The 20,833-nt window shown below is 70.3% G+C and carries 19 protein-coding genes and 1 pseudogene; 15 read left to right on the top strand and 5 right to left on the bottom strand.

All coding sequences use genetic code 11. The annotated features are described in order from the left end of the window. Window position 1: 1 nt before the first annotated feature. The 3 genes from MKK60_RS04765 to MKK60_RS04775 all read right to left on the bottom strand — a co-directional run bounded on the left by MKK60_RS04765 (window position 2) and on the right by MKK60_RS04775 (window position 4,974). A complete protein-coding gene (locus tag MKK60_RS04765; RefSeq protein WP_147844082.1) occupies window positions 2–898 on the bottom strand; it encodes an MBL fold metallo-hydrolase in 897 nt (298 codons plus the stop codon). A 205-nt stretch (window positions 899–1,103) separates the two neighbouring features. Further along, window positions 1,104–2,294 carry a murein L,D-transpeptidase family protein gene (locus MKK60_RS04770; protein WP_243984098.1) on the bottom strand — a complete coding sequence of 397 codons (1,191 nt, stop codon included), beginning with the start codon at window positions 2,292–2,294 and terminating at the stop codon, window positions 1,104–1,106. Window positions 2,295–2,400: 106 nt separating this feature from the next. After that, window positions 2,401–4,974, bottom strand: coding sequence for an ABC transporter ATP-binding protein (locus tag MKK60_RS04775; protein ID WP_243984099.1), 2,574 nt, complete (start codon window positions 4,972–4,974; stop codon window positions 2,401–2,403). A gap of 353 nt (window positions 4,975–5,327) precedes the next feature. On the opposite strand from MKK60_RS04775, the gene MKK60_RS04780 reads away from it, so the two are divergent. The 14 genes from MKK60_RS04780 to MKK60_RS04845 all read left to right on the top strand — a co-directional run bounded on the left by MKK60_RS04780 (window position 5,328) and on the right by MKK60_RS04845 (window position 19,527). Further along, complete coding sequence (locus MKK60_RS04780; protein WP_243984100.1) at window positions 5,328–5,987, top strand: cytochrome c3 family protein; 660 nt, start codon at window positions 5,328–5,330, stop codon at window positions 5,985–5,987. A 16-nt stretch (window positions 5,988–6,003) separates the two neighbouring features. After that, window positions 6,004–8,949, top strand: a complete 2,946-nt coding sequence (locus MKK60_RS04785) for a TAT-variant-translocated molybdopterin oxidoreductase (RefSeq protein WP_243984101.1) — start codon at window positions 6,004–6,006, stop codon at window positions 8,947–8,949. A gap of 4 nt (window positions 8,950–8,953) precedes the next feature. Continuing rightward, a complete protein-coding gene (locus tag MKK60_RS04790; protein ID WP_243984102.1) occupies window positions 8,954–10,990 on the top strand; it encodes a quinol:electron acceptor oxidoreductase subunit ActD in 2,037 nt (678 codons plus the stop codon). Beyond that, window positions 10,987–11,514, top strand: coding sequence for a c-type cytochrome (locus MKK60_RS04795; protein WP_243984103.1), 528 nt, complete (start codon window positions 10,987–10,989; stop codon window positions 11,512–11,514). The genes MKK60_RS04790 and MKK60_RS04795 overlap by 4 nt, the downstream gene beginning before the upstream one ends. After that, a complete protein-coding gene (locus MKK60_RS04800) occupies window positions 11,511–12,593 on the top strand; it encodes a hypothetical protein (protein ID WP_243984104.1) in 1,083 nt (360 codons plus the stop codon). Before MKK60_RS04795 ends, MKK60_RS04800 begins: the two co-directional genes overlap by 4 nt. Beyond that, on the top strand, window positions 12,590–13,066 hold the full coding sequence (locus MKK60_RS04805; protein WP_147842547.1) for a hypothetical protein: 477 nt from the start codon (window positions 12,590–12,592) through the stop codon (window positions 13,064–13,066). The genes MKK60_RS04800 and MKK60_RS04805 overlap by 4 nt, the downstream gene beginning before the upstream one ends. Before the next feature lie 4 nt (window positions 13,067–13,070). Next, complete coding sequence (gene coxB / locus MKK60_RS04810) at window positions 13,071–14,048, top strand: cytochrome c oxidase subunit II (protein ID WP_243934130.1); 978 nt, start codon at window positions 13,071–13,073, stop codon at window positions 14,046–14,048. Then, window positions 14,045–15,724 (top strand): cbb3-type cytochrome c oxidase subunit I, encoded by a 1,680-nt coding sequence (locus MKK60_RS04815; protein WP_147842549.1) that lies wholly within the window; start codon window positions 14,045–14,047, stop codon window positions 15,722–15,724. The genes coxB and MKK60_RS04815 overlap by 4 nt, the downstream gene beginning before the upstream one ends. Window positions 15,725–15,734: 10 nt before the next feature. Then, the gene (locus tag MKK60_RS04820) at window positions 15,735–16,394 is read left to right on the top strand and encodes a cytochrome c oxidase subunit 3 (RefSeq protein WP_243984105.1); all 660 of its coding nucleotides are present in this window, start codon (window positions 15,735–15,737) and stop codon (window positions 16,392–16,394) included. 4 nt (window positions 16,395–16,398) lie between these two features. Continuing rightward, entirely contained in the window at window positions 16,399–16,710 is a 312-nt protein-coding gene (locus MKK60_RS04825) for an oxidase (RefSeq protein WP_147842551.1), read from the top strand. A gap of 116 nt (window positions 16,711–16,826) precedes the next feature. Next, window positions 16,827–17,645 (top strand): class II glutamine amidotransferase, encoded by an 819-nt coding sequence (locus MKK60_RS04830; RefSeq protein WP_147726016.1) that lies wholly within the window; start codon window positions 16,827–16,829, stop codon window positions 17,643–17,645. Window positions 17,646–17,813: 168 nt separating this feature from the next. Continuing rightward, the gene (locus MKK60_RS04835; protein WP_147726015.1) at window positions 17,814–18,557 is read left to right on the top strand and encodes a NepR family anti-sigma factor; all 744 of its coding nucleotides are present in this window, start codon (window positions 17,814–17,816) and stop codon (window positions 18,555–18,557) included. A gap of 118 nt (window positions 18,558–18,675) precedes the next feature. Continuing rightward, window positions 18,676–19,089 (top strand): DUF1236 domain-containing protein, encoded by a 414-nt coding sequence (locus MKK60_RS04840; protein ID WP_243984106.1) that lies wholly within the window; start codon window positions 18,676–18,678, stop codon window positions 19,087–19,089. 147 nt (window positions 19,090–19,236) lie between these two features. After that, window positions 19,237–19,527 (top strand): hypothetical protein, encoded by a 291-nt coding sequence (locus MKK60_RS04845; RefSeq protein ID WP_147842553.1) that lies wholly within the window; start codon window positions 19,237–19,239, stop codon window positions 19,525–19,527. A gap of 3 nt (window positions 19,528–19,530) precedes the next feature. Here the strand turns inward: MKK60_RS04845 and mscL are convergent, their stop codons facing one another. Both mscL and MKK60_RS04855 read right to left on the bottom strand, forming a co-directional pair. Further along, a complete protein-coding gene (gene mscL, locus MKK60_RS04850; protein ID WP_147726012.1) occupies window positions 19,531–19,959 on the bottom strand; it encodes a large conductance mechanosensitive channel protein MscL in 429 nt (142 codons plus the stop codon). 80 nt (window positions 19,960–20,039) lie between these two features. After that, window positions 20,040–20,618: pseudogene (locus MKK60_RS04855) on the bottom strand (CDP-alcohol phosphatidyltransferase family protein); the annotation flags it as partial. Between MKK60_RS04855 and MKK60_RS04860 the strand changes: the two are divergent. After that, the coding region (locus MKK60_RS04860; protein WP_313901111.1) for a CDP-alcohol phosphatidyltransferase family protein at window positions 20,547–20,833 on the top strand (287 nt) is incomplete at its 3' end. The pseudogene MKK60_RS04855 and the gene MKK60_RS04860 overlap by 72 nt on opposite strands.

The raw sequence follows: 20,833 nt of genomic DNA on the forward strand, positions 1-20,833 counted from the left end.
GTCAGGCGATGCGGATCAGCGGCTCGCGACGCAGCGCCGGCGTCGCGCCGACCTCGACGCGCTGGCGCTCGCGGGCGATGTAGGCCGTCGGCATGATCGCCTGCATGTCCGCCTCGACCGCGCGCAGGGTCGCGTCGGAGTGGCATGGATGCAGGTGGATGATCGCCAGCGCCTTCACGCCGGCGGCCTGCGCCAGCTCGACGCCCTTCTGCCAGGTCGAGTGGCCCCAGCCGCGGCAGGTCGGGTATTCGCAGTCGGTGAACATGCCGTCGTAGACGATCAGGTCGGCATCCTCGACGAAGCGCATCAGGGCTGCGTCCGGCCAGGGATCGGTGTGCTCGATGTCGCTGATGATGCAGAGCCGTTTCCCGTCATGCTCGAACCGATAGCCGACAGAGCCCTGGGGATGGTTGAGCAGGATCGTGTCGACGGTCGCGCCGTCGGAGAAGGTCAGGGTCTCGCCGGCGCGGAAGCCGTGATGCTTGAGCGTGCAGGGTAGGACGTCGAGTGTAACCGGGAAGAGCGGCGGCGCGTATAACCGACCGAGCGTGTCCTCGGCCGACTGCCCGTCGAGGTTCCCGCACCAGGTGTGGACGGTCCGCTCGGGATCGAACACCGCCGGCTTGAAGAACGGCAGTCCGCCGGTGTGGTCGAGATGGAGATGGCTGAAGAGAAGATCGACATCTTTCGGCAGGTCCTGCCGGTTGTGCTGGCCGCACGCGTAGAGGCCGGAGCCCGCATCGACGACGAACAGGCGCTCGCCGCAGCGCACCTCCATGCACGGGGTGTTGCCGCCGAACTCGGCGTATTCCGGGCCGCTCACCGGCGTCGAACCACGCACGCCCCAGAAGCGCAGCGTGAGACCGCCGTCCGATACTGGACTTCTCGACATCGTCATCACGGGTCGTTTTCGTTCGGATGGTCCGATCGCCTTCGATCTGGAACCGTTCTCCGCTTCGCCGTCAATGCGACCGAGGCGGTGGGCGGACGGTGGTTTTCTCATCGCCGCTCTCTGACAGGGGTTGAGATGGGTGGCCGCCGCACGCTGCGATGTGCGAGCCCGCACATGGGATAAGTCCCATCCACGCCTCGCGTTTCGGAGATCACGGGCGTTCGGCGAGGGCGAGCGGACCGGTCGGAGCCCGAACGGGCACCGTCGGATCGCCGGCGCCGGCCGCCCGGACGAGCCGCGGAAGCCGGTCCCGGTAGCGGGAAACGAGGCCGTCGAAGCGATCGGCCTCGCGCTCGTAGGACGGCACGAAGCCGGCCATATGGGTCGGGGACAGGGGCGAGCCCGGCGCCGCCCAGGCAGCCCAGGTCGCCTCGGGCACCGGTGGCGCGCGCCGACGGGCGGGGATGACGATCGTCTCCAACCCGGCATAGGCCAGCGCCTCGGGGCGGCTGACCTCGCCGAGCGACGTGCCCTTGGCGGCGAGCGCCGCCCAGAAAGCGTGTTGGCCGCCGTCGGAATAGCTGGTGCGGATCGCGGCCGCCCCATCGTCGACGAAGGCGGCGATGCGGGCCTCCTCCGCCGCTCGGCGGGTGACGACGGCGGCTTCCTTGGCCGGGTCCTTCGACGGCGCGAAGACGTAGCGGCCGCCCTCGACGCCGACCTGCAGCTCGTCGCCGGTCGCCTCGAACCGGTCCGCGCCCGCCTTGAGCTCGCGCCAGAACCCGATGTTCGGATCGGTGCGATAGCGCGCCATGTTCTCCGCGGTCATCCGGAACGGATAGGCCTGGAACTGGAACGCCGCCTGCCCGCCCTTCAGCGCGTCGCGGGCGATCGCGTAGATCTCGCCGACGGTGTGGTCCATCATCGCGAAGCAGCCCATCGACGAGCACACGCCGTGCACCATCACCGCCGAGCCGGTTCCGCCATGCGCCCGGTCGTAAGCATTCGGGTAGCCGACGTCGAAGGACAGGTAGTAGTGCGAGTTCGGGTTCATCTGGCGCTGCGGCACCATGTAGAAGCCCTCCGGCGTCTGCCGGTCGCCGTTCTTGCGCTTGGGACCGAGCTGGCCGGACCACCGGCAGATCGGGAAGGTCTTGAGGTAAACGAAGCGGCCGCCGGCGGCCTTCTTCCACACCTCGATCTCGGAATCCTTCTTATAGGCCCGGAACAGCACCGGCGCCTGCGGGCTCGTGCCCTTGGCCGCCATCAGCGCGAGGGTGGCGGCGGGGATCGGCGCCTCGGCCTTGGCGTTCTGCGCCGACGCGTCGCCCGCGAACAGCAGGGCGAGCACGACGGCGAAGCCGGTCGGGACCAGACCTTTCAGACGGTGGGCGGGAGGCATCGCGGGGCCGGGGCGGGAGGGTGGCGCGACGCCGCGGCCGACGCGGCCGCGCACGGGACGGGCACGCGGCCCGAACCTGTGCGGCCAATACGGCGTCCGTATGGCTTCATGCCGGCTCGAGCGCGCGGGCGGGCTTCGCCGGCACCGGAACCACGGTGCTGTTCTCCACGGCGATCACCGCATCGAACGGGTCGAGGACGTCGAGGTCGGCGGCGTCGGGGACGCAGACGATGAGGCCGCGGCCGGCCCGGGCCGCGCGCAGGCGGGTGATCCGCGCCGCGATCTCGGCGGGCTTGCGCTCGTCGAGGAGGATCGCGACGACCACGATGTCGGGCTGGCGGATCAGGCAGCGGGCGAGGTCGATCGCGATCCGGGTCTCGACCGGGATCGCGCCCTCGCCGAGCACCGAGCCGGTGCCCGCGCTTCCGGGCTCGACCCGGCTGTCGAGGCCGAGCCGATAGACCGAGGCTTCCAGGCCCTCCTCGGTCAGCACACGCCGGACGATCGCCCGCACCCGCGGCTCCGCCCCGGCCTCTCCGAGGCTGACGCGGCCGAACAGCAGGTTCTCCTCGACGCTGGCCGCCGGATTGATCCGCGTGGGATCGTGGAACTCGACCGCGGCGGCGAGGTGAGCCGGCAGCATCCGCGCGAAGGAGTGGCGGGCGGCGACGAGCCGCTCCTCGAACGCGGCGTCGATCAGCCCAAAGCGGTGGCGGGTTTCGCTGTAGCGCAGCGCCAACCCGATGAGCCGCTCGCGGTCGCGCTGGCCCGCCGGGCCGCGACGCAGCGCGACCGCATCCGGCTGGCGCACCACCAGATCCTCGAAGTAGCCGCGCTCGTCGGCCGGAAAGAGGGAGAACGCGTCGAACAGCGGATGGTCGTTGGGCAGATCGGCGAAGATCTCGACGGTGCTGCGCGCGACCGCGAGGCCGATCTCCGTGAGCGGGCGGACGAGGTCTTCCGCCTCCAGCACGGCGCGCATGTAGGGATGGCGAGCGAGGCGCTTGGGCGCGAAGGTCTGGCCCACGGGCTCGCCGAACAGGATGTTCTCGCCGACCGTGGCCTGATGGTTGTAGCGGGCGGGATCGAACGGCTCGACCAGGCGCTCCGCCCCTTCCGCCTTCAGCATCGTCCGCATCGTGACGCGGGCGGCCACCAAGGCGCGGGCGAAGTCGGGGGCGGCGACCGGATCGACCCGGGCGAGGAGGCCGCGGGAATAGGCGAAGGCATCGAGCCCGGTGATCCGCAGGATCTCGACGAAGGCGGGCTGATCGGGAGCGGCCGCGGGATCCGCGCCGTAGAGGATGTTGGCGCGGAGCGTCCCCTCGACCAGGATCGCCTCGCCGGCGGCGAACGCGATCCGGCGGGCGCGATCCGCGGCATCGAACGCGCCGAGATCATGCCCGGCATAGGTGACGTTGCCCGCCGTCGGCGCGACCTGGCCCGCGAGGATCGCCGCGAGCACCCGGGCGCCGCTGCCGCGGATGCCTGTGATCGCGACGTGCGAGGGCATCGCCAGCGTGAGGTCGACTCCCGAGAGCCGTTCGCCGGTCGCCGCGTCGTAGGCGCCGACGCCCCGCGCCGCGAGATCGCCGGCGCGGGGGACGGCGAGCCCGCCCTTGCGCCCGCGTCGCCCCTCCAGGGCCGCGATCGTGCGGGCGGTCTCGCGGAAAAGCGGCTTCAACCCCTCGCGCAGACGCCAGAGGTTGAGCGTCAGGGCGATCAGGATCGCCGCGATCGCGAAGGCGCCGGCCGCCGCCACCAGGGCGGCGGGGTCGACGTCGCGGGCGGGCGGCGCACCGTTGCCGCCGCCGCGCCACAGAGCGGCACCGGCGGCCATCGCCGGCAGGATGATGGCCAGCGCCAGCGAGGGCGCACGGGCATAGGCGAGCTTCGCCTCGGCGCTCGCCAGCGCTGCGCGGGTCGCCGCGGCCTTCTCGGCGATGCGCGCGCGCTCCAGGGTCGCCGAGCCGTGGATCCGCACCGCCGGCATGCGTCGGACCAGATCCCCGAGCGTCCGCTCCGCAAGCGCGCTCGAGCGCAGGCGCAGAGCGCTCCGCGACGCCGAGCGGCGAAGGATCAGCTCGCGCGCCATCGCGGCCGCGAACAGGCCGACCGCCGCGGCGGGCACCAGCCGCGGGGCGGCCAGGGCGGCGAAGCCCAGGGCGACGAGGATCGCGCCGAGCGCCATCGCCGGCACGAGGATGCCGATGGCGAGCAGGCCGTCGACCCGGCCGAGCGCCTGCCCGAGGAGGCCGGCGAGGCCGCGCGCCTCCTCGCGGGCACCCGGCGGCGCATCGAGGATCGCCGCGGTCGCGGCCTCGCGCATGCGCAGGACCGCACGGCTCTGGGCCGAGAAGCTCAGGGCGGCGACGAACCAGCCGAGGCCGGCGAGCGCCAATGCGCAGGCGGAGAGGCCGAAGAAGGCCGCGCGTTCGAGGTCGAGCGGCGCCAGGCTCCAGCCCGGAACCAGGACGAAATCGTCAGCCGTGCGGGCGATGGCGACGCGCAGGAAGACCAGTGCCGTCGCCTCGTCGTGGCCCAGGGTGTGGACGAGGTCGCGCAGGCAGAGCAGGGCGAGGATGCAGAGCGGGCCGCCGAGGCCGAGCGCCAGCGCGACCGCGGCGAGGTGGCGCCCGCGCGCCGCGCGCCAGGCGAGAACGATCGGATCAGGCTCCATGGCCGCTCACGTGATCGAAGGCTTTCGCATCGGCCGGTCCCGGGCGGCCGCCGGATCGCACGCCGCCTCCCAGCGCATAGGCGCTCTTCGGTCCCGCGAAAAGCGCGCCACCGCACGCCGCGCTCGCCGGCAAGAAACGCGGCCAATCGCCCCCTGTCGCTCAGCTTGGAATTCTTCCATAGCGCGTGGCATCGGCCGGGCAAGAGCGAACCTCCGTCGCATTGCTTTGACGGTGCAGACCGGGTCAACCTTGCGGGACCGGGCTGCGGGCATGGCGAGGCAGGGTCGAACATCTTGGTGACGCTCTCCACCGACGACATGCGGCGGTCTCGGCGCCCGCGGGCCATCGCCTGATGGCGCAGCTGTTCTCGCCGGGCGCCGACGCGATCTACCGGCTCGCCCTGCTCACCGGCGTGGCGTGCCTTGCTGGCATCCCGATCGTCGCGGCTGGGATCGTGCGCTCGGATTACGTCACCGGCGTCGGGGTCGCCCCGGCCCAGCCGGTGCCGTTCAGCCACAAGCATCATTCCGGCGAGCTCGGGGTCGACTGCCGCTACTGCCACACGACGGTGGAGACCCAGGCGACCGCCGGCATTCCGCCGACCCACACCTGCATGACCTGCCATTCGCAGATCTGGACCGGGTCCGACATGCTGAAGCCGGTGCGCGACAGCTTCGCGCGCGACGAGCCGCTTCAATGGGTGCGCCTGAACAAGCTGCCGAGCTACGTCTACTACAACCACTCGGTCCATGTGACGAAGGGGATCGGCTGCTCGACCTGCCACGGCGACGTGACCAGCATGCAGATGACCTACCGCGCCAACGCCTTCGAGATGCAGTTCTGCCTCGACTGCCACCGCGATCCGGCGAAGTACGTCCGCCCGCAGGAGCAGGTCTGGAACATGACGTGGAAGCCGCCTGAGAACCAGGCGAGCCTGGGGCCCGAGCTCGTCGCCAAGAACCACATCCGGGGGGGCGAGCGCCTCACCGAATGCGCGATCTGTCATCGCTGATGGGGACGGACCGCACATGACCGGGCATCACGACATCGGCGCGATCCGCGCGCGCCTGGCGTCCGGCGACGGGCCGGCCTTCTGGCGCAGCCTCGACGCGGTCGCCGACACGCCCGAGTTCCGAAGCTACCTGGAGGCCGAGTTTCCCGCCGCGGCGCGGCTCGCGGCCTCGCCGGAGCGGCGCGGCTTCCTGAAGCTGATGGCCGCCTCGTTCGCGCTTGCCGGATTGTCCGCCTGCGACTCGAGCGACGGGCGGCACTACGAGCTGCCCTACGTCAACGCGCCCGAGCGGATCCTGCCCGGCGCGCCGCTCAGCTACGCCTCGTCGGCGCTGCTCGACGGGTTCGCCAACGGCATCCTGGTCACCACCCGGAATGGCCGCCCGCTGAAGATCGAGGGCAACCCCGACCATCCCTGGAGCCTGGGCGGCACCGACGTGCTGGCGCAGGCCTCGGTGCTCGGCCTCTACGATCCGTTCCGCTCGCAGGCGGTGCAGCATATCGGGCGGCCGAGTTCGTGGGCCGCCTTCCAGGGCGCGATGCTGGCGCAGATGCCGGCTTGGCAGGCGAAGGGCGGCGAAGGCCTCGCCCTGCTTACCGGCCCGGTGACCTCGCCGTCGCTCGAGGCCGAGATCGCGCGGATGCGGAAGACCTATCCGGCGATGCGCTGGTACGTCAGCGCAGGCGTCGCGCGCGACGGCCTCTACGAAGGAGCCCGGCGCGCCTTCGGCCGGCCGGTCGAGACGCTTCCCGAGTTCGCCAAGGCGCGAACCATCGTGTCCCTCGACGGAGACATGCTCGACCTCGGCCCCGGGCAGGTCGGGCTGGCGCGGCGCTGGAGCGACGCGCGAAAGGCATCCTACGCGGCCGGCAACCTCCTCACCCTCCACGCCGCCACAGCGACGCCGACGCTGACCAGCGCCAAGGCAGACTACGGGATCGCGGTCGCCGCCACGCGGATGGAAGCCCTGGCGCGGGACCTGCTGAGCCTCGCCGAGGGCGGAACGGCATCCTCCGCCGACGACGCGTCGGCGGCTTGGCTCGAGCGTGCGTCCGCTGCGCTGAACGCGGCCCGCGGCGCCGGCCTCGTCACCACCGGGCTCAGCGGCTCGCCGGCGTTGCATGCGCTCGTCCACCGGCTCAACGGCGCCTTGGGCAACGCCGGCACGACGGTGCGGCATACCCCACCGGCCCAGGCGATCGGCGCCGGGACGCTCCGCGACCTCAGCACCGCCATGGCGGAGGGCTCGGTCGAGACCTTGATCGTGCTCGGCGTGAACCCGGTCTACGAGGCGCCGGGCGCCCTCGACTTCGCGCAGGCCATGGAGCGCGTGCCGCTGAAGATCCATGCCGGCCTCTACTACGACGAGACCGCGGCCCATTCCGATTGGCACCTGCCGCTGGCGCATCCGCTCGAATCCTGGGGCGATGCCCGCTCCCTCGACGGCACCGTCGGCCTGATCCAGCCGACCGTCGCGCCGCTCTACAACGGCCGCGCCGCCAACGAGCTGTTGGGATTCCTCGACCGGGGCACGATCGGCAACGGCCTCGATCTGCTGAAGCAGCGGATGCGCGGCGAATCCGAGACCGACGCCACGTTCCAGGCCCGCTTCGAGGAGGCCCTGCGCAGCGGCTTCCTGCCCGACAGCGCGGCCAAGCCCGAGACGACGGTGCTGACCGAGGCCGCCTCGGCGCCGGCAAAGCCTCCGGAAGCGCCGCAGGAGACCATCGAGGTGGTGTTCCGCCCCGACCCCACCATCTGGGACGGGACGCTGGCCGATCTCGGCTGGCTGCAGGAACTGCCCAAGCCCCTGACGAAGATCGTTTGGGAAAACGTCGTCGGTGTCAGCCCGAAGCTCGCCGAGCGACGCGGGCTCGCCAACGGCGACATCGTGCGCATCGCCGCAGACGGGCGCGCGATCGAAGGTCCGGTCTGGATCACGCCCGGGCAGGCCGAGAACACGGTCAGCCTCGGGCTCGGATACGGGCGCAACGTGCCCGACCACCTCGCGAAGGGCCTGGGATACGCCGCCAACGTGCTGCGGCCGGCGATGGACCCATGGCTGCTGGAGGGCGCGACGCTCGCTGCGACCGGCCACCGCCGGATGCCCGCGACCACCCAGGATCTCGGCACGATGGAGGGGATGGATCTCGTCCGCGTCCAGCACCATGGCGCGAAGCCGGTCGGCGATGCCAAGGCCTACGAGCTGGCCTCGTTCTACCCGAAGCCCGCAGCCGCAGAACGCGGCGCGGAGGCCGCCTGGGCCATGGCGATCGACCTCGATTCCTGCATCGGCTGCAACGCCTGCATCACCGCCTGCCAATCCGAGAACAACATCCCGGTCGTCGGGCGCGAGGAGGTCGAGCGCGGCCGATGGATGGGCTGGCTGCGGGTGGACCGCTACTTCTCCGGCGCGCTCGATGCGCCCGAGACCCATTTCCAGCCCGTGCCGTGCATGCATTGCGAGAACGCACCCTGCGAGGTCGGCTGCCCGGTGGAGGCGACGCTGCACGATAGCGAGGGCCTGAACCTGCAAGTCTACAATCGCTGCGTCGGCACGCGGACGTGCCAGAGCTATTGCCCGTACAAGGTCCGGCGCTTCAACTATCTCGATTATACCGGCGACATGCCGGTGGTGGCGCAGCAGCAGCGCAATCCCGACGTGACGGTGCGCGCCCGCGGCGTGATGGAGAAGTGCACCTACTGCGTCCAGCGCATCGCCGCGGCCCGCATCGACTCGGCCAAGGACGCGCACGCGCCGATCCCGGACGGTGCGGTCGAGACCGCCTGCCAGGGCGCCTGCCCCACCCGCGCCATCACCTTCGGAAACCTCTCGGACCCCGGCAGCCGGATCGCCGCGGCGCGGGCGGACGGCCGCAACTACGCCCTGCTCGGCGAGCTGAACACGCGCCCGCGGACGACCTACCTCGCGAGCCTCGCGCCGCCGGCGAAGGAGGGCTGACGCCATGTCGGGAGCCACGCTCCAGCCACCATCCGGCACCGGCCTGATCGGCCCCGACGCGACGCTGCACGGCATCGGCCGCGCCGTCGCTTCGGTCCCGCTGACGCATCCGTTGAACCGCCGCTGGTGGATCGCCTTCGCCGGCGCGCTCGCCCTGCTCGGCCTGTTCGGCGGGGTGCTGTGCTACCTGCTCCTGACGGGCGTCGGCATCTGGGGGAACAACAACGCCGTCGTCTGGGCGCTCGACATCGCGAGCTACGATTGGTGGATCGGCGTCGCCAGCGGCAGCCTCCTCGTCTCCGCGGTGCTGCTCCTGCTCGGGGCGGAATGGCGCGGCGCCGTCAACCGGGTCGCCGAGACGGTCGCCTTGCTCTGCACCTGCGCCGCCGGCCTCTACCCGATCATCCATCTCGGCCGGCCGTGGTTCTTCTTCTGGAACCTGCCCTATCCGAACACCTACGACCTGTGGCCGCAGTTCCGCTCGCCGCTCCTGTGGGACGCGATCGACATCGTGTCCTACCTCGTGGTCTGCGTCAGCCTCTGGTACATCGGGTTGCTGCCAGACCTCGCGTCGTTGCGCGACCGCGCCGTCGAGGATGCGCTGGCGCAGGAGAAGGCCCACGGCCGCCCTCGGAAGCGGTCGCTCCTGAAGGCGCAGGCCTACGGGATCGTCGCATCGGGCTGGCGCGGATCGGCGGCGCATTGGCAGCTCTGGTCGCAGGCCTACCGCACCATCGCGCTGCTCGGCGTGCTGCTTGTGGTCTCGCTCCAGACCGGCGCCTCGGTGATGCTCGCGGGCTCGGTGATGCCGGGCTGGCACGACACGATCCTGCCGGTCACCTTCCTCGTCAACGCCGTGTTCTCGGGCGTCGGCGTCACCGCCGCGATCGTGGTGCTGATCCGCTCGGTCTACCGACTCGACGGGCTGATCTCGGCACGGCACCTCGAGATCCTCGCCCGGCTGATGCTCTGCCTCGGATGCGCCAGCCTGTACTGCTACGCCACCGAGTTCTTCTCGACGTTCCTGCACGGCGACCAGCAGGAACGCGACGTGCTGATCCGGCGGATGACGGGCGCCCATGCCTGGGCCTTCTGGACCGTCGTCGCGTGCCTACTGATCCCGGCACAGGCGTTCTGGTCGGCCCGCCTGCGCCGGTCGCCGCTCGCGGTCGCGCTGATCGGCGTCCTGATCGCGATCGGCGCCTACGCCGACCACGTCATGGTCCTCGTGGTGACGCTGGCCCAGGATTTCCTGCCCTCCTCGCGGCTGGCCTACAGCGAGACGATCTGGGGCGTCGCCACCTTCGCCGGTTCCGTCGGCCTGTTCCTGACGCTGCTGCTGCTGTTCCTGCGCTACCTGCCGGCGGTCTCGATCACCGAGAGCCGTCGCCTGGCGCTCGCCGTCGTGCCGGCCGCGGCCGCGGCCGAGCGGAGGGCGGTGAAGGAGGCCGAGGCGCGGCCGCTTGCCAGCGAGCGGGACGGGACGGAAAACGCGCCGCTCTGGGGCGTCAGCGCCGCCTTCGCCTCGGAAGGTGACCTCGCGGCCGCCGCCGCCGCCCTGTCCGGCCGAGACGACGCCCACGTCCACCTGGACGCGCACGGCCCCGTGCCGATGCCGCGCGTGCTCCGCACCCTCGGGATCGCCGGGCGCTCGATCCGCGCCTACGCGATCCTCGGCGCGCTCGCGGGCGGCGCCGCCTTCTTCGGGATGTGCGTCTACGCGACGGCCTACGACTACGTGTTCCTGATCGGCGGGCGTCCGCGCTTCTCGTGGCCGTCCTTCGTGGTGCCGAGCCTGTCCTTCGCGATGATGAGCGGCACGATCGCGGTCCACCTCGCCTTGCTGATCCTGAACCGGTTGCCGCGCTTGAACCACCCGGCGTTCAACATCCCGGGGTTCCTGCGCGCGACGGACGACCGCTACTTCCTCTCGGCCGAAGCCCAGGGCGAGCGCTTCGACGCCGACCGCGTCGTGCGCAAGCTGGCGTCCCTGCCCGCGGAAGCCGGCCGCCCGATCGACATCCGCCGGGTGCCGCGATGAGGCGTCTCCTGGCCCTGCTCGCCGTCCTGCCGCTCGCGGCCTGCGGCGAAGCCGACATGAGCGATCAGCCGCGTGCCAAGACCTGGGACAGGAACGGCTTCTTCCCGCAGGCGATGACGATGCGCCATCCCGTCGCCGGCACCGTGCCGCGGAACGATCCGGCCAGGCCGGCGGCGCAGCCGGCGAGCATCACCGAGACCCTGCTGGCGCGCGGGCGGGAGCGGTACGGCATCTACTGCACCCCGTGCCACGGCGCCTTGGGCGACGGACGCGGGATCATCGTCGCGCGCGGCTTTCCCTCGGCCGGTCAGCTCACCACCGAACGCCAGCGCACGGCGTCGGCCGACGACCTGTATCGGGCGATCTCGGAGGGGCACCGGGCGATGTACGGGATGGGCCAGATGATCCCCTCCGCGGATCGCTGGGCGATCATCGCCTATGTCCGCGCCCTGCAAAGGAGCCAGGATACCGAGGTCGCGGGCCTGCCGCCCGAGGACCGGGCCAAGCTGGAGGCGTCGCGATGATGGCCGCTTACGCCTCGGCCGCACGGCGCCGTCCCATCGCGGCGCTGCTCCTCGGCGCCGGAGCATCGATCCTCGCCGTGCTGGCGGGTGGCTGGCGCGGGGCGGCCACGTCCTACCTGGCGGCTTGGCTCGCGCTACTCGCCCTGCCGGTCGGCGCGCTTCCGATCGCCATCGCGCTCGAGCGGTTCGGCCTGCGCGAGCACGACCGCGGCGAAGGCGAGCTTTCCAAGTCCTTGCGTCGCCTCGTCGGGCTGATGCCGGTGGCAGCGATCCTGGGCGTGCCCGTCTTGTTCGGCATCGGGCAGATCTATCGATGGACCGACGCGCCGCCCGCAACGCCGCTGGCCGCTTTCTGGTTCACGGTGCCGCTCTTCGCCCTGCGGGTGATCGCGTACCTCGCCGCCTGGGTCTGGCTCGCCGCGCGGTTCGTGGTCCCGGGCGAAACCCGCGACGGACGCACGATCTCCGGGGTCGCGCTGCATGCCGTCGTCGGAACCCTGGCCGTCACCGACCTCGTCGGATCCCTGGACCATCGGCTCGGCTCCAGCCTCGAAGGTCTGCTCGTGCTGACGGCCTGGAGCGGCTTGGCCCTGGCCGCGGCGATCCTCCTGGCACCGGAGGAGCCGACGCCGATCGGGCGCGGGCGCGCGGTCCCCGGGCAGGACCGGCTTGTGCCGCTTGTGGTCCTGCTGAGCCTCTGGGCCTTCCTGCACTTCGTGCAGTTCCTGATCGTCTGGTCGGCGAACCTTCCTCAGGAAGTCTTGTGGTACTTCGCTCGCGGCGGCTGGCTCGGCCGTGCGTTCGCGAGCCTCGGCGGGGCCGTCGTCCTGCTCGGCGCGCTGGCGACGCTTCGGCCGGGGCGCCCGACGACGCGGGTCTTGGCGGCGCTGGTGCTCGCGCTCCACGCGGTCGAGATGTTCTGGTTCGTGACGCCCGCTCTGCGCGACCGCTTCGTGATCGGCTGGAGCGACGCCTTCGCCGCGATCGCCGTCTGCTGTCTGGCCGTGGCCCTGCTGCCGGTGGCGCAACGCCTGATGCCCGTTCTCTCGCCCCGGCGCCGGCGGAGCGCGGTCGCATGAGCACCGAGCGCACGCAGCACCGGTTCGGCTTCGTCTCGTCGATCATCTCCGGCTTGGCGATCTTGCGCCGCCGTCCTTCCTCGCCCGGGACGGCGAAGGCATCCGGCGAGGCCGGATCCTCGGACGGGCCGGGCTACGAAACCTCTGACGTCCATGTCGGCAACACGGCCCGCGTGATGGCCGGGCTGATGGTGACAGCGCTCGCCGTGATCGGAGCGATGATCTGGCTGAAGACGATGGTCTCGACCGATCAGCGCCAGGCCCTGCCGAGCCTGACCGCGCAGCAGACCGCGCGGCTCGTTCCCCCGCCACCGAACCTTCAGGCCGACCCCTACGCCGACCTCGCTGCCGAGCGTGCGGCCGAAGGCCGGCGGCTCGACGGCTACGCCTTCCTCGACGCCTCGCGGCAGCGCGCGCGCATCCCGATCGACCGTGCCATGGCGCTGACGGTCGGCCGAACGCTGGACCCGTGAGCCGATGACGCCGAAGCACGCAGCCCTCGAGCTCTGGCCGGCGGCGGCCTCCGCCGTCGCGGTCGAGACCGACTACCTGATCCTCGCCTTCACGGTGCTCACGCTGGTGCTCACCGTGCCGGTGTTCCTGGCGATCACCTGGTTCGCGATCCGGTACCGCGACGGCCAGGAGGCGAACCGCGACACCAGCGGCATCCGCTCGAACCTAATCGAGATCAGCTGGATGCTGATCCCGTTCCTGCTGACGCTGATCTTCTTCGTCTGGGGCGCGCGGCTCTTCGTGATCTCGAAGAACCCGCCGCCCGACGCGATGGTGATCGAGGCGATCGGTCGGCAATGGATGTGGAAGTTCCAGCACCCGACCGGCCAATCCGAGATCAACGACCTGCATGTGCCGATGGGCCAGCCGATCAAGCTGCGGATCATCAGCCAGGACGTGATCCATGCGCTCTACCTGCCGGCGCTCCGGGTGCAGATGGCGGCCTTGCCCGACCGCTACACCGAGCTGTGGTTCAAGGCCGACAAGCCCGGCACCTTCCACCTGTACTGCTCGGAATATTGCGGCACCGACCACTCGGCGATGGAGGGCAGCCTGACGATCCTCAGCCAGGGGGACTACCAGGACTGGCTCACCCATTCCGGGGCGCAGCAATCGAAGGTCGCGGCCGGCAAGGCGATCTACAATGCCTACGGCTGCGGAACCTGCCACGACGACGGTTCGACCGTGCAGGCGCCGAAGCTCGCCGGCCTCTACGGACGGGCGGTGCGACTGGCGGACGGGCGCACGATCACGGCCGACGAGGACTACCTTCGCGACAAGATCCGCAACCCCAACGGCAACCGGCTCGCCGAGGGCTACAAGCAGATCATGCCGAGCTTCGCCGGCGTGATCCCGGAGGACGACCTCGGCCGCCTGATCGACTTCCTGAAATCGAACACCCGCACCGTGGGCGACGCAGCGTCCGGAGAAGCCACGCGATGAGCGCATCGGGCACGATCGACAGCGGGATCGCGAACCGCGAGCCGCACGCGCCGGAGGCGACGCTCGATCGTCCGGCCGACTATCTCCACGCCCAATCGACCCTGCGCTCGTGGTTCCTCACCACCGACCACAAGCGCATCGCGATCCTCTACCTCGCCTCGATCACCGCGTTCTTCATCATCGGCGCCGTCGCCGCGGGCGTGGTGCGGCTGGCCCTCGTCGTGCCGAACGGCGCGGTGATGGCCAACGACACCTACAACAAGGCCTTCACCATCCACGGCGTGGTGATGGTGTGGTTCTTCCTGATCCCGTCGATCCCGGCGACCTTCGGCAACTTCCTGATCCCGCTGATGATCGGGGCGAAGGACCTCGCCTTCCCCAAGCTGAACCTCACGAGCTGGTACGTCTTCATGACGGGCGCGCTCTTCACGATGGTGTCGGTGGTGCTCGGCGGCATCGACACGGGCTGGACCTTCTACGCGCCGCTCTCCACCGCGTTCTCGAACGGCTGGGTCCTGCCGGCGCTGATCGGCGTGACGATCGTCGGGTTCTCGTCGATCCTGACGGGCCTGAACTTCGTCGTCACGATCCACACCATGCGCGCGCCCGGCATGACGTGGTTCAAGCTGCCGATCTTCGTCTGGACGCACTACGCCACCAGCCTGATTTTCCTGCTGGCGACGCCCGTGATCACCACGGCGCTGATCCTGCTGATAATGGAGCGCGCCTTCCACATCGGCGTGTTCGATCCGGCCTATGGCGGCGACCCGGTGCTGTTCCAGCACCTGTTCTGGTTCTACTCGCACCCGGCGGTGTACATCATGGTCCTGCCGGGGATGGGGGTGATCTCCGAGATCATCCCGGCCTTCGCCCAGAAGAAGCTCTTCGGCTACCGCTTCGTCGCCTACGCCGCGATCGGGCTCGCCTCAGTGACGTTCTTCGTCTGGGGCCACCACATGTTCATCAACGGGCAGAGCGATCTCGCCTCGCTCGCCTTCTCGGCGCTCTCCTTCGCGGTCGCCGTGCCCTCGGCGGTGAAGGTCTACAACTGGACCGCGACGATCCATAAGGGGAAGCTCCGCCTCGACACGCCGATGCTCTACGCGATGGGCTATATCGGCCTGTTCGTGCTCGGCGGCCTCACCGGCCTGTACCTGGCGACTCTGGCGATCAACCAGCACATCCACGCGACCTACTTCGTGGTCGCGCACTTCCACTACATCATGGTCGGCGGCACGGTGCTGGCCTTCCTCGGCGGGCTGCACTTCTGGTGGCCGAAGTTCACCGGCCGGATGTACAACGAGGCCTGGGGGCGGATCTCGGCGCTGCTGATCTTCCTCGGCTTCAACGTGACGTTCTTTCCGCAGTTCATCCTCGGCTACCTCGGCATGCCGCGACGCTACGCGACGTACCCGCCGGAATTCCAGCTGCTGAACGTCCTCTCCTCGGCCGGCGCGACGATCCTGGCGGCGGGCTACATCTTCCCGATGCTCTACCTCGTCTATTCCCTGTGGTTCGGCAGGAAGGCGCCCGCGAATCCCTGGGACGCCAAGGGGCTCGAGTGGGAGACGACCTCGCCGCCGCCGACGCTCAACTTCGCGTCGCCGCCCGAGGTGCCGAGGGTTCCGTACGACTACCCGATCCAGGAGCAGGAAACGAAGGCGCAGCATCGATGAGCCAAGAGCGATGAGCCCGGGTCTCGCCGACGGCGTCGGCATCAAGCGCGCCCACCATTTCGAGACCGTGGCGCAGCAGCGCTATGCCGCCACGCTCGGGATCTGGGCGTGGCTGATCACCGAGCTCCTGCTCTTCGCGGCCCTGTTCCTGGTGGCGCTGATCGTGCGGATCCAGCACCCGGAGGCGACGCAGGAGGCGGCGCGCCACCTGAAGTTCTGGATCGGCGCCGTCAACACGGTGGTGCTGATCGTCTCCAGCCTCACCATGTCGATGGCGATCGAGTTCTCGCGCATCGGCTGGCAGCGGGCGATGGTGCGGGCGATGCTGGCGACGGCCGCTCTCGGCAGCCTGTTCCTCGTGCTGAAGGCCTACGAGTACTACGCCGACTACCAGGAGCACATGATGCCGTTCCTCGGCTCGCGCCCCTACGAGCTGTCGGCGAGCCCGGCCTCGCGCCTGTTCGTGAACCTCTACTACGTCGCGACGCTGTTGCACGGGCTGCACCTGCTGACCGGCATCTCGCTGCTGCTCGGCATGACCTGGATCGCGTCCAAGGCGGGGTTCCTGTCGCGGCACCAGAACTGGATCGAGATCTACGGCCTGTACTGGCACTTCATCGACCTGATCTGGATCATGGCCTTCCCGATCCTCTACGTCGTCAACCGGTAGCCCGATGCGCAGCCCGCTCGCGACCCTCTCCGACGCCGACCGCGCGCTCCTGAAGGATCGGCTGCGCAAGCCGGTCCTGACCTTCCTGGCGCTGATGGGCCTGCTCGCGGTCAACGTCACCCTCGGCGCGACGCTGCCGTTCGAGCAGGTCTGGGCGCTCGAGCTCGTCGTCGTCGCGGCGATGGCGCTCGTCGTCCTCCTCGTGTCGATGGAGGTGCTGCACGAGCCGCCGCTGGTGAAGCTGTTCTCCGGCCTGGGCTTCTTCTGGGTCGCGATCATGGTCGGCATGACGCTGACGGATTACCTCGGCCGCTGACGCGCGGTGCGGTTCACGGTTGTTCGCCGTCCGAAACGCACCTAAACCGAAGTGGACATCCGGGCGGCGGACGATCCGCGCCGAGGCCCCGCCCGATCAGGTAAGTTTCCGAGACGATGTGCGAACTGCTCGGCATGAGCGCGAACGTGCCCACCGACATCCGCTTCTCGTTCGCGGCGTTGGCGCGGCGCGGCGGCGAGACCGGTCCGCACGCGGACGGATGGGGCATCAGCTTCTACGAGGGCCGCGGCTGCCGCAGCTTCCACGAGCCCGAGCCGAGCGCGAAGTCGGAACTCGCCCGCCTGCTGCGCGACTACAAGATCAAGAGCCGCATCGTCATCGGGCACGTGCGCAAGGCCAATCGCGGCCGCGTCAGCCTGGAGAACACCCATCCGTTCTCGCGCGAACTCTGGGGCCGGCGCTGGACCTTCGCGCATAACGGCCAGCTCAAGGGGGTGAAGAAGCTTCCGCTCGGCGGGTTCATGCCGATCGGGTCGACGGACAGCGAGTACGCCTTCTGCTGGATGCTCGGCCGCCTGCAGGGGCGCTTCTCGGCCCTGCCCAAGCCCGCGCTGCTCGACCGCGCGGTGGCCGACCTCTGCGCCGAGCTGCACGCGCTCGGCGTGTTCAACATGCTGCTCTCCGACAGCCGAACCCTCTACGCCCATTGCGGCAAGCGCCTGTGCTACCTCACCCGCCGGGCGCCCTTCGGCACGGCGACGCTGATCGACGAGGATTGGCGGGTGGACTTCGCCCAGGAGACCACCGAGCGCGACGTCGTGTCGGTGGTGGCGACGCAGGCGCTGACCCGCGACGAATGCTGGACCGACCTCGCGCGCGGTGACGTCATCACCCTGCGCGACGGCGCGATCCGCCTGCTGAAACCCGGCGCGCCGGCGGCGGCCACCGTCGTCGTCGCGCCGAAGCCCTGTTGAGGCGAGGCGCGACGCACTTGGATGTGACGGTCGCGAAGGTGCAAGCGCGGCCGCGATAGGCTAAAGACACGGAACAACTCGAACGGCTCAGGCGCGAGCCGCACACGTTCCGCCTCGCGGCTTCGGACCACCCGCGAGCCCGCAGAAGACCGTAGATTGCGACGCATCATGACCCGCGACGAGACCGACACCCTTCCGAGCCAGTCTGGAAACGGCGACAAGGATGCGCGGCCGAACCTGTCGCACACCATCCGCTCCCATCTCGGCGACCATCTGCGCAGCGCCTACGACACGTTGGGCCAGACCGAGCTGCCGAGCCGCTTCGCCGAGCTGATCGCGAAGCTCGAGGCGGCGCTCAAGGCCCGCGGCGAGGCGATCGAGCCGGAGTTCCGCAACGGCCTGCTCGCGGCCGTGCCGAGCCTGCGCGCCTTCGCCCTGTCGCTGACCTCGAACCCGGCCCGCTCCGACGACCTCGTGCAGGATACGCTGATGAAGGGCTGGCAGCACCGCGCCCGCTTCCAGCCCGGCACCAACCTGAACGCGTGGCTGTTCACGATCCTGCGCAACATCTTCTACTCGGACCACCGCAAGCGGGTCCGCGAGGTCGAGGACCAGGACGGCTCCTATGCCGCGCGCCTGGCCACCGCCCCGCACCAGGGCGACCGTCTCGACGTCGAGGACCTGCAGACGGCGCTCGCCAAGCTCCCGCCCGACCAGCGCGAGGCGCTGGTGCTCGTCGGCGCCGAGGGCGTCTCCTACGAGGAGGCGGCGACCATCATGGGCTGCAAGGTCGGCACCGTGAAGAGCCGCGTCAGCCGGGCCCGGGGGCGGCTCGCCGAGCTGCTGGGCTACGACGAGGAAGACCTCGGCTCCGACCGGTTCATCCAGTCGGCGATGCCCAAGGACGCGTGAGAGAACGCCCGACGATCGGTCTTTTTTGACGCATCCGTTTCCGGGGGTCGTGCGTTACCGGCCCGACACTCGCACGGCGCCGGTTGGCGCGGCGAGCATCGGAAGACGGAGCTTTGCCATGCAGTTCAAGACCCTTCTGGCCGCCTCGGCCCTCGTTCTCACCCTGCCGCTCGCCGCACAGGCGCAGGGCACCATCCGCGGTGCCGAGCGCGGCGCCGAGACCGGCTCCGACATCGGCGGCCCGATCGGCGGGATCGTCGGCGGCGCGGTGGGCGCGGCGACCGGCACCGTCGGCGGCATCCTCGGCGTCGACATGCAGCCGCGCTTCCGCAGCTACGTCCGCGAGCGCAACGTGCGCTCCTACGATTACGACGGCCGCGTCGCCGTCGGCACCACCCTGCCGGGCGACGGCGTGACCTACTACGAAGTGCCCGACGAGTACCGCGTCCAGCCGGGCACCCGCTACACCGTGATCAACAACCGCCCGGTCCTCGTCGATCGCGGCCACCGCATCGTCGAAGTGATCGACTAGGCGTTTCATCGCCGCGCGACGTGCGAGGGCTCCGGGGCGACAGGCTCCGGGGCCCTTTTCCTTGGCGCCCACCGCACGCTCGGCCGCCCATGCAACGCTTCGCCGCATCGCCCGTTATGGCTCTGACGGCGAACGGGAATTCCCACCATGAACGACGACGCCATCGATCCGAAGGCCGGGCTTCCGGAGCCGGTCCGCGACCATCTTGGCCAGCAGCTGCGCTCGATGCTGTCGGTGGGCCAGGAGAAGCCGCGCTTCCTCGGCGACGATCCCGCGCCCGACGCCACCTTCGCGCCGCAGCTTCAGCGCCTGGAGACCCGGCTCAAGACCCACGAGGAGGGCACGGGCGCCGTCGAGCACGCCCTCGACCGCATCCTCGATGCCTTCGGCGTCACCCCCGACGACGGCAAGCCCGCCGACACCAAGCCGACGGCCTGAGGGTCAGACCTTCGGGCGCGTCGCGAGGAGGTCGCGGATCTCGCCGAGGATCTTCACGTCGGCCGGCACCTCGGCGACGGCCTCGGGCTTGGCCTCCTCCTTGGTCACGAGCTTGTTCATCGCGCGGATGACCAGGAACAGCACGAAGGCGACGATCATGAAGTTGATCGCCACGGTGATGAACTGGCCGTAGCCGATCACCGCGCCCTGCTTCTTCGCCTCGGCATAGGCCGCGCCGGCCTGCACCTTCGACGACAGCGGCAGGTAGTAGTTCGAGAAGTCGAGCCCGCCGGTGATCGCGCCGATCATCGGCATGAACACGTCCTGCACCGCCGAGGTGACGATCGCCCCGAAGGCGGCGCCGATGATCACGCCGACGGCGAGATCGACCACGTTGCCGCGCAGCGCGAACTTCTTGAACTCTTCGAGCATGGCGGGTCCCCAGCCTTCAGGTGCCTCACGCTACGCGTGGCGGCGGGGGCCGCCAAGCGCACGCGGGCCGGCATCCACCGTCAGATCGCCGAGGCCGGGTCCTCGCCGGACTCGATGCGGGCCGCCGGCTCGAGCCGGGCGCGGCGGCGGTACTGCGCGGCGCCGATCGGCAGGCCGACGATGTAGGCGGCGCTGATCGCCACCAGCGATTCGAACGGGAACGAGATCAGCAGGCCGAAGGCGGCGACGCCCGCCAGGAAGATTGGCAGCACCCACCCGCGCGGCACGCGCTTGCCCATGGTCTTGCCGGAGAAGGTCGGCACGGTGGAGACCACCAGCAGGGCGATGCCGAGCACGTAGACCAGGATCGCCGGCGCCGCCCAGGCCTCGAAGCCGAAGCCGAGGAAGTGCAGGTAGAGCGGCAGCATCGCCGTCATCGCGCCGGCCGGGGCCGGCATGCCGACGAAGTAGTCCTTCTTCCATTCCGGGCGGTTCGGGTCGTCGAGCATCGCGTTGAAGCGGGCGAGCCGCAGCGCCATCGCGATGGCGAAGATCAGCGCCACGATCCAGCCGAGCGATTTCAGGTTGTGGAGCGCGAAGCCGTAGAGGATCAGCGCCGGCGCGCAGCCGAAGTTGACGAAGTCGGCCAGCGAATCGAGCCGGCGGTGATCGCGATCATCGCGGCCGCCGTGCTCGACGGCATCGACGGGCGCGGGGCGCGGCTCCTGAAGGGCACCTCGCGCTTCGGGGCCGAGCGCGATGCGCTGTCCGACTGCGTCAACTTCGGCTGCGCGCCGGCGCTGATCCTCTACGGCTTCGCGCTCCACAAACTGAAATCGCTCGGCTGGATCGTGGCGCTGATCTTCGCGAGCGC

The organism is Methylobacterium sp. J-092, from assembly GCF_022829325.1.
Classification (GTDB): domain Bacteria; phylum Pseudomonadota; class Alphaproteobacteria; order Rhizobiales; family Beijerinckiaceae; genus Methylobacterium.

Bases quoted from the DNA above. Each gene is read 5' to 3' on its own strand.
- MKK60_RS04815 (WP_147842549.1), top strand. From the start codon at position 14,045: ATGAGCGCATCGGGCACGATCGACAGCGGGATCGCGAACCGCGAGCCG.
- MKK60_RS04825 (WP_147842551.1), top strand. From the start codon at position 16,399: ATGCGCAGCCCGCTCGCGACCCTCTCCGACGCCGACCGCGCGCTCCTG.
- MKK60_RS04785 (WP_243984101.1), top strand. From the start codon at position 6,004: ATGACCGGGCATCACGACATCGGCGCGATCCGCGCGCGCCTGGCGTCC.
- MKK60_RS04820 (WP_243984105.1), top strand. From the start codon at position 15,735: ATGAGCCCGGGTCTCGCCGACGGCGTCGGCATCAAGCGCGCCCACCAT.
- MKK60_RS04845 (WP_147842553.1), top strand. From the start codon at position 19,237: ATGAACGACGACGCCATCGATCCGAAGGCCGGGCTTCCGGAGCCGGTC.
- MKK60_RS04795 (WP_243984103.1), top strand. From the start codon at position 10,987: ATGAGGCGTCTCCTGGCCCTGCTCGCCGTCCTGCCGCTCGCGGCCTGC.
- mscL (WP_147726012.1), bottom strand. From the start codon at position 19,959: ATGCTCGAAGAGTTCAAGAAGTTCGCGCTGCGCGGCAACGTGGTCGAT.
- MKK60_RS04800 (WP_243984104.1), top strand. From the start codon at position 11,511: ATGATGGCCGCTTACGCCTCGGCCGCACGGCGCCGTCCCATCGCGGCG.
- MKK60_RS04835 (WP_147726015.1), top strand. From the start codon at position 17,814: ATGACCCGCGACGAGACCGACACCCTTCCGAGCCAGTCTGGAAACGGC.
- MKK60_RS04805 (WP_147842547.1), top strand. From the start codon at position 12,590: ATGAGCACCGAGCGCACGCAGCACCGGTTCGGCTTCGTCTCGTCGATC.
- MKK60_RS04780 (WP_243984100.1), top strand. From the start codon at position 5,328: ATGGCGCAGCTGTTCTCGCCGGGCGCCGACGCGATCTACCGGCTCGCC.
- MKK60_RS04840 (WP_243984106.1), top strand. From the start codon at position 18,676: ATGCAGTTCAAGACCCTTCTGGCCGCCTCGGCCCTCGTTCTCACCCTG.
- MKK60_RS04790 (WP_243984102.1), top strand. From the start codon at position 8,954: ATGTCGGGAGCCACGCTCCAGCCACCATCCGGCACCGGCCTGATCGGC.
- MKK60_RS04765 (WP_147844082.1), bottom strand. From the start codon at position 898: ATGACGATGTCGAGAAGTCCAGTATCGGACGGCGGTCTCACGCTGCGC.
- MKK60_RS04775 (WP_243984099.1), bottom strand. From the start codon at position 4,974: ATGGAGCCTGATCCGATCGTTCTCGCCTGGCGCGCGGCGCGCGGGCGC.
- MKK60_RS04770 (WP_243984098.1), bottom strand. From the start codon at position 2,294: ATGCCTCCCGCCCACCGTCTGAAAGGTCTGGTCCCGACCGGCTTCGCC.
- MKK60_RS04830 (WP_147726016.1), top strand. From the start codon at position 16,827: ATGTGCGAACTGCTCGGCATGAGCGCGAACGTGCCCACCGACATCCGC.
- coxB (WP_243934130.1), top strand. From the start codon at position 13,071: ATGACGCCGAAGCACGCAGCCCTCGAGCTCTGGCCGGCGGCGGCCTCC.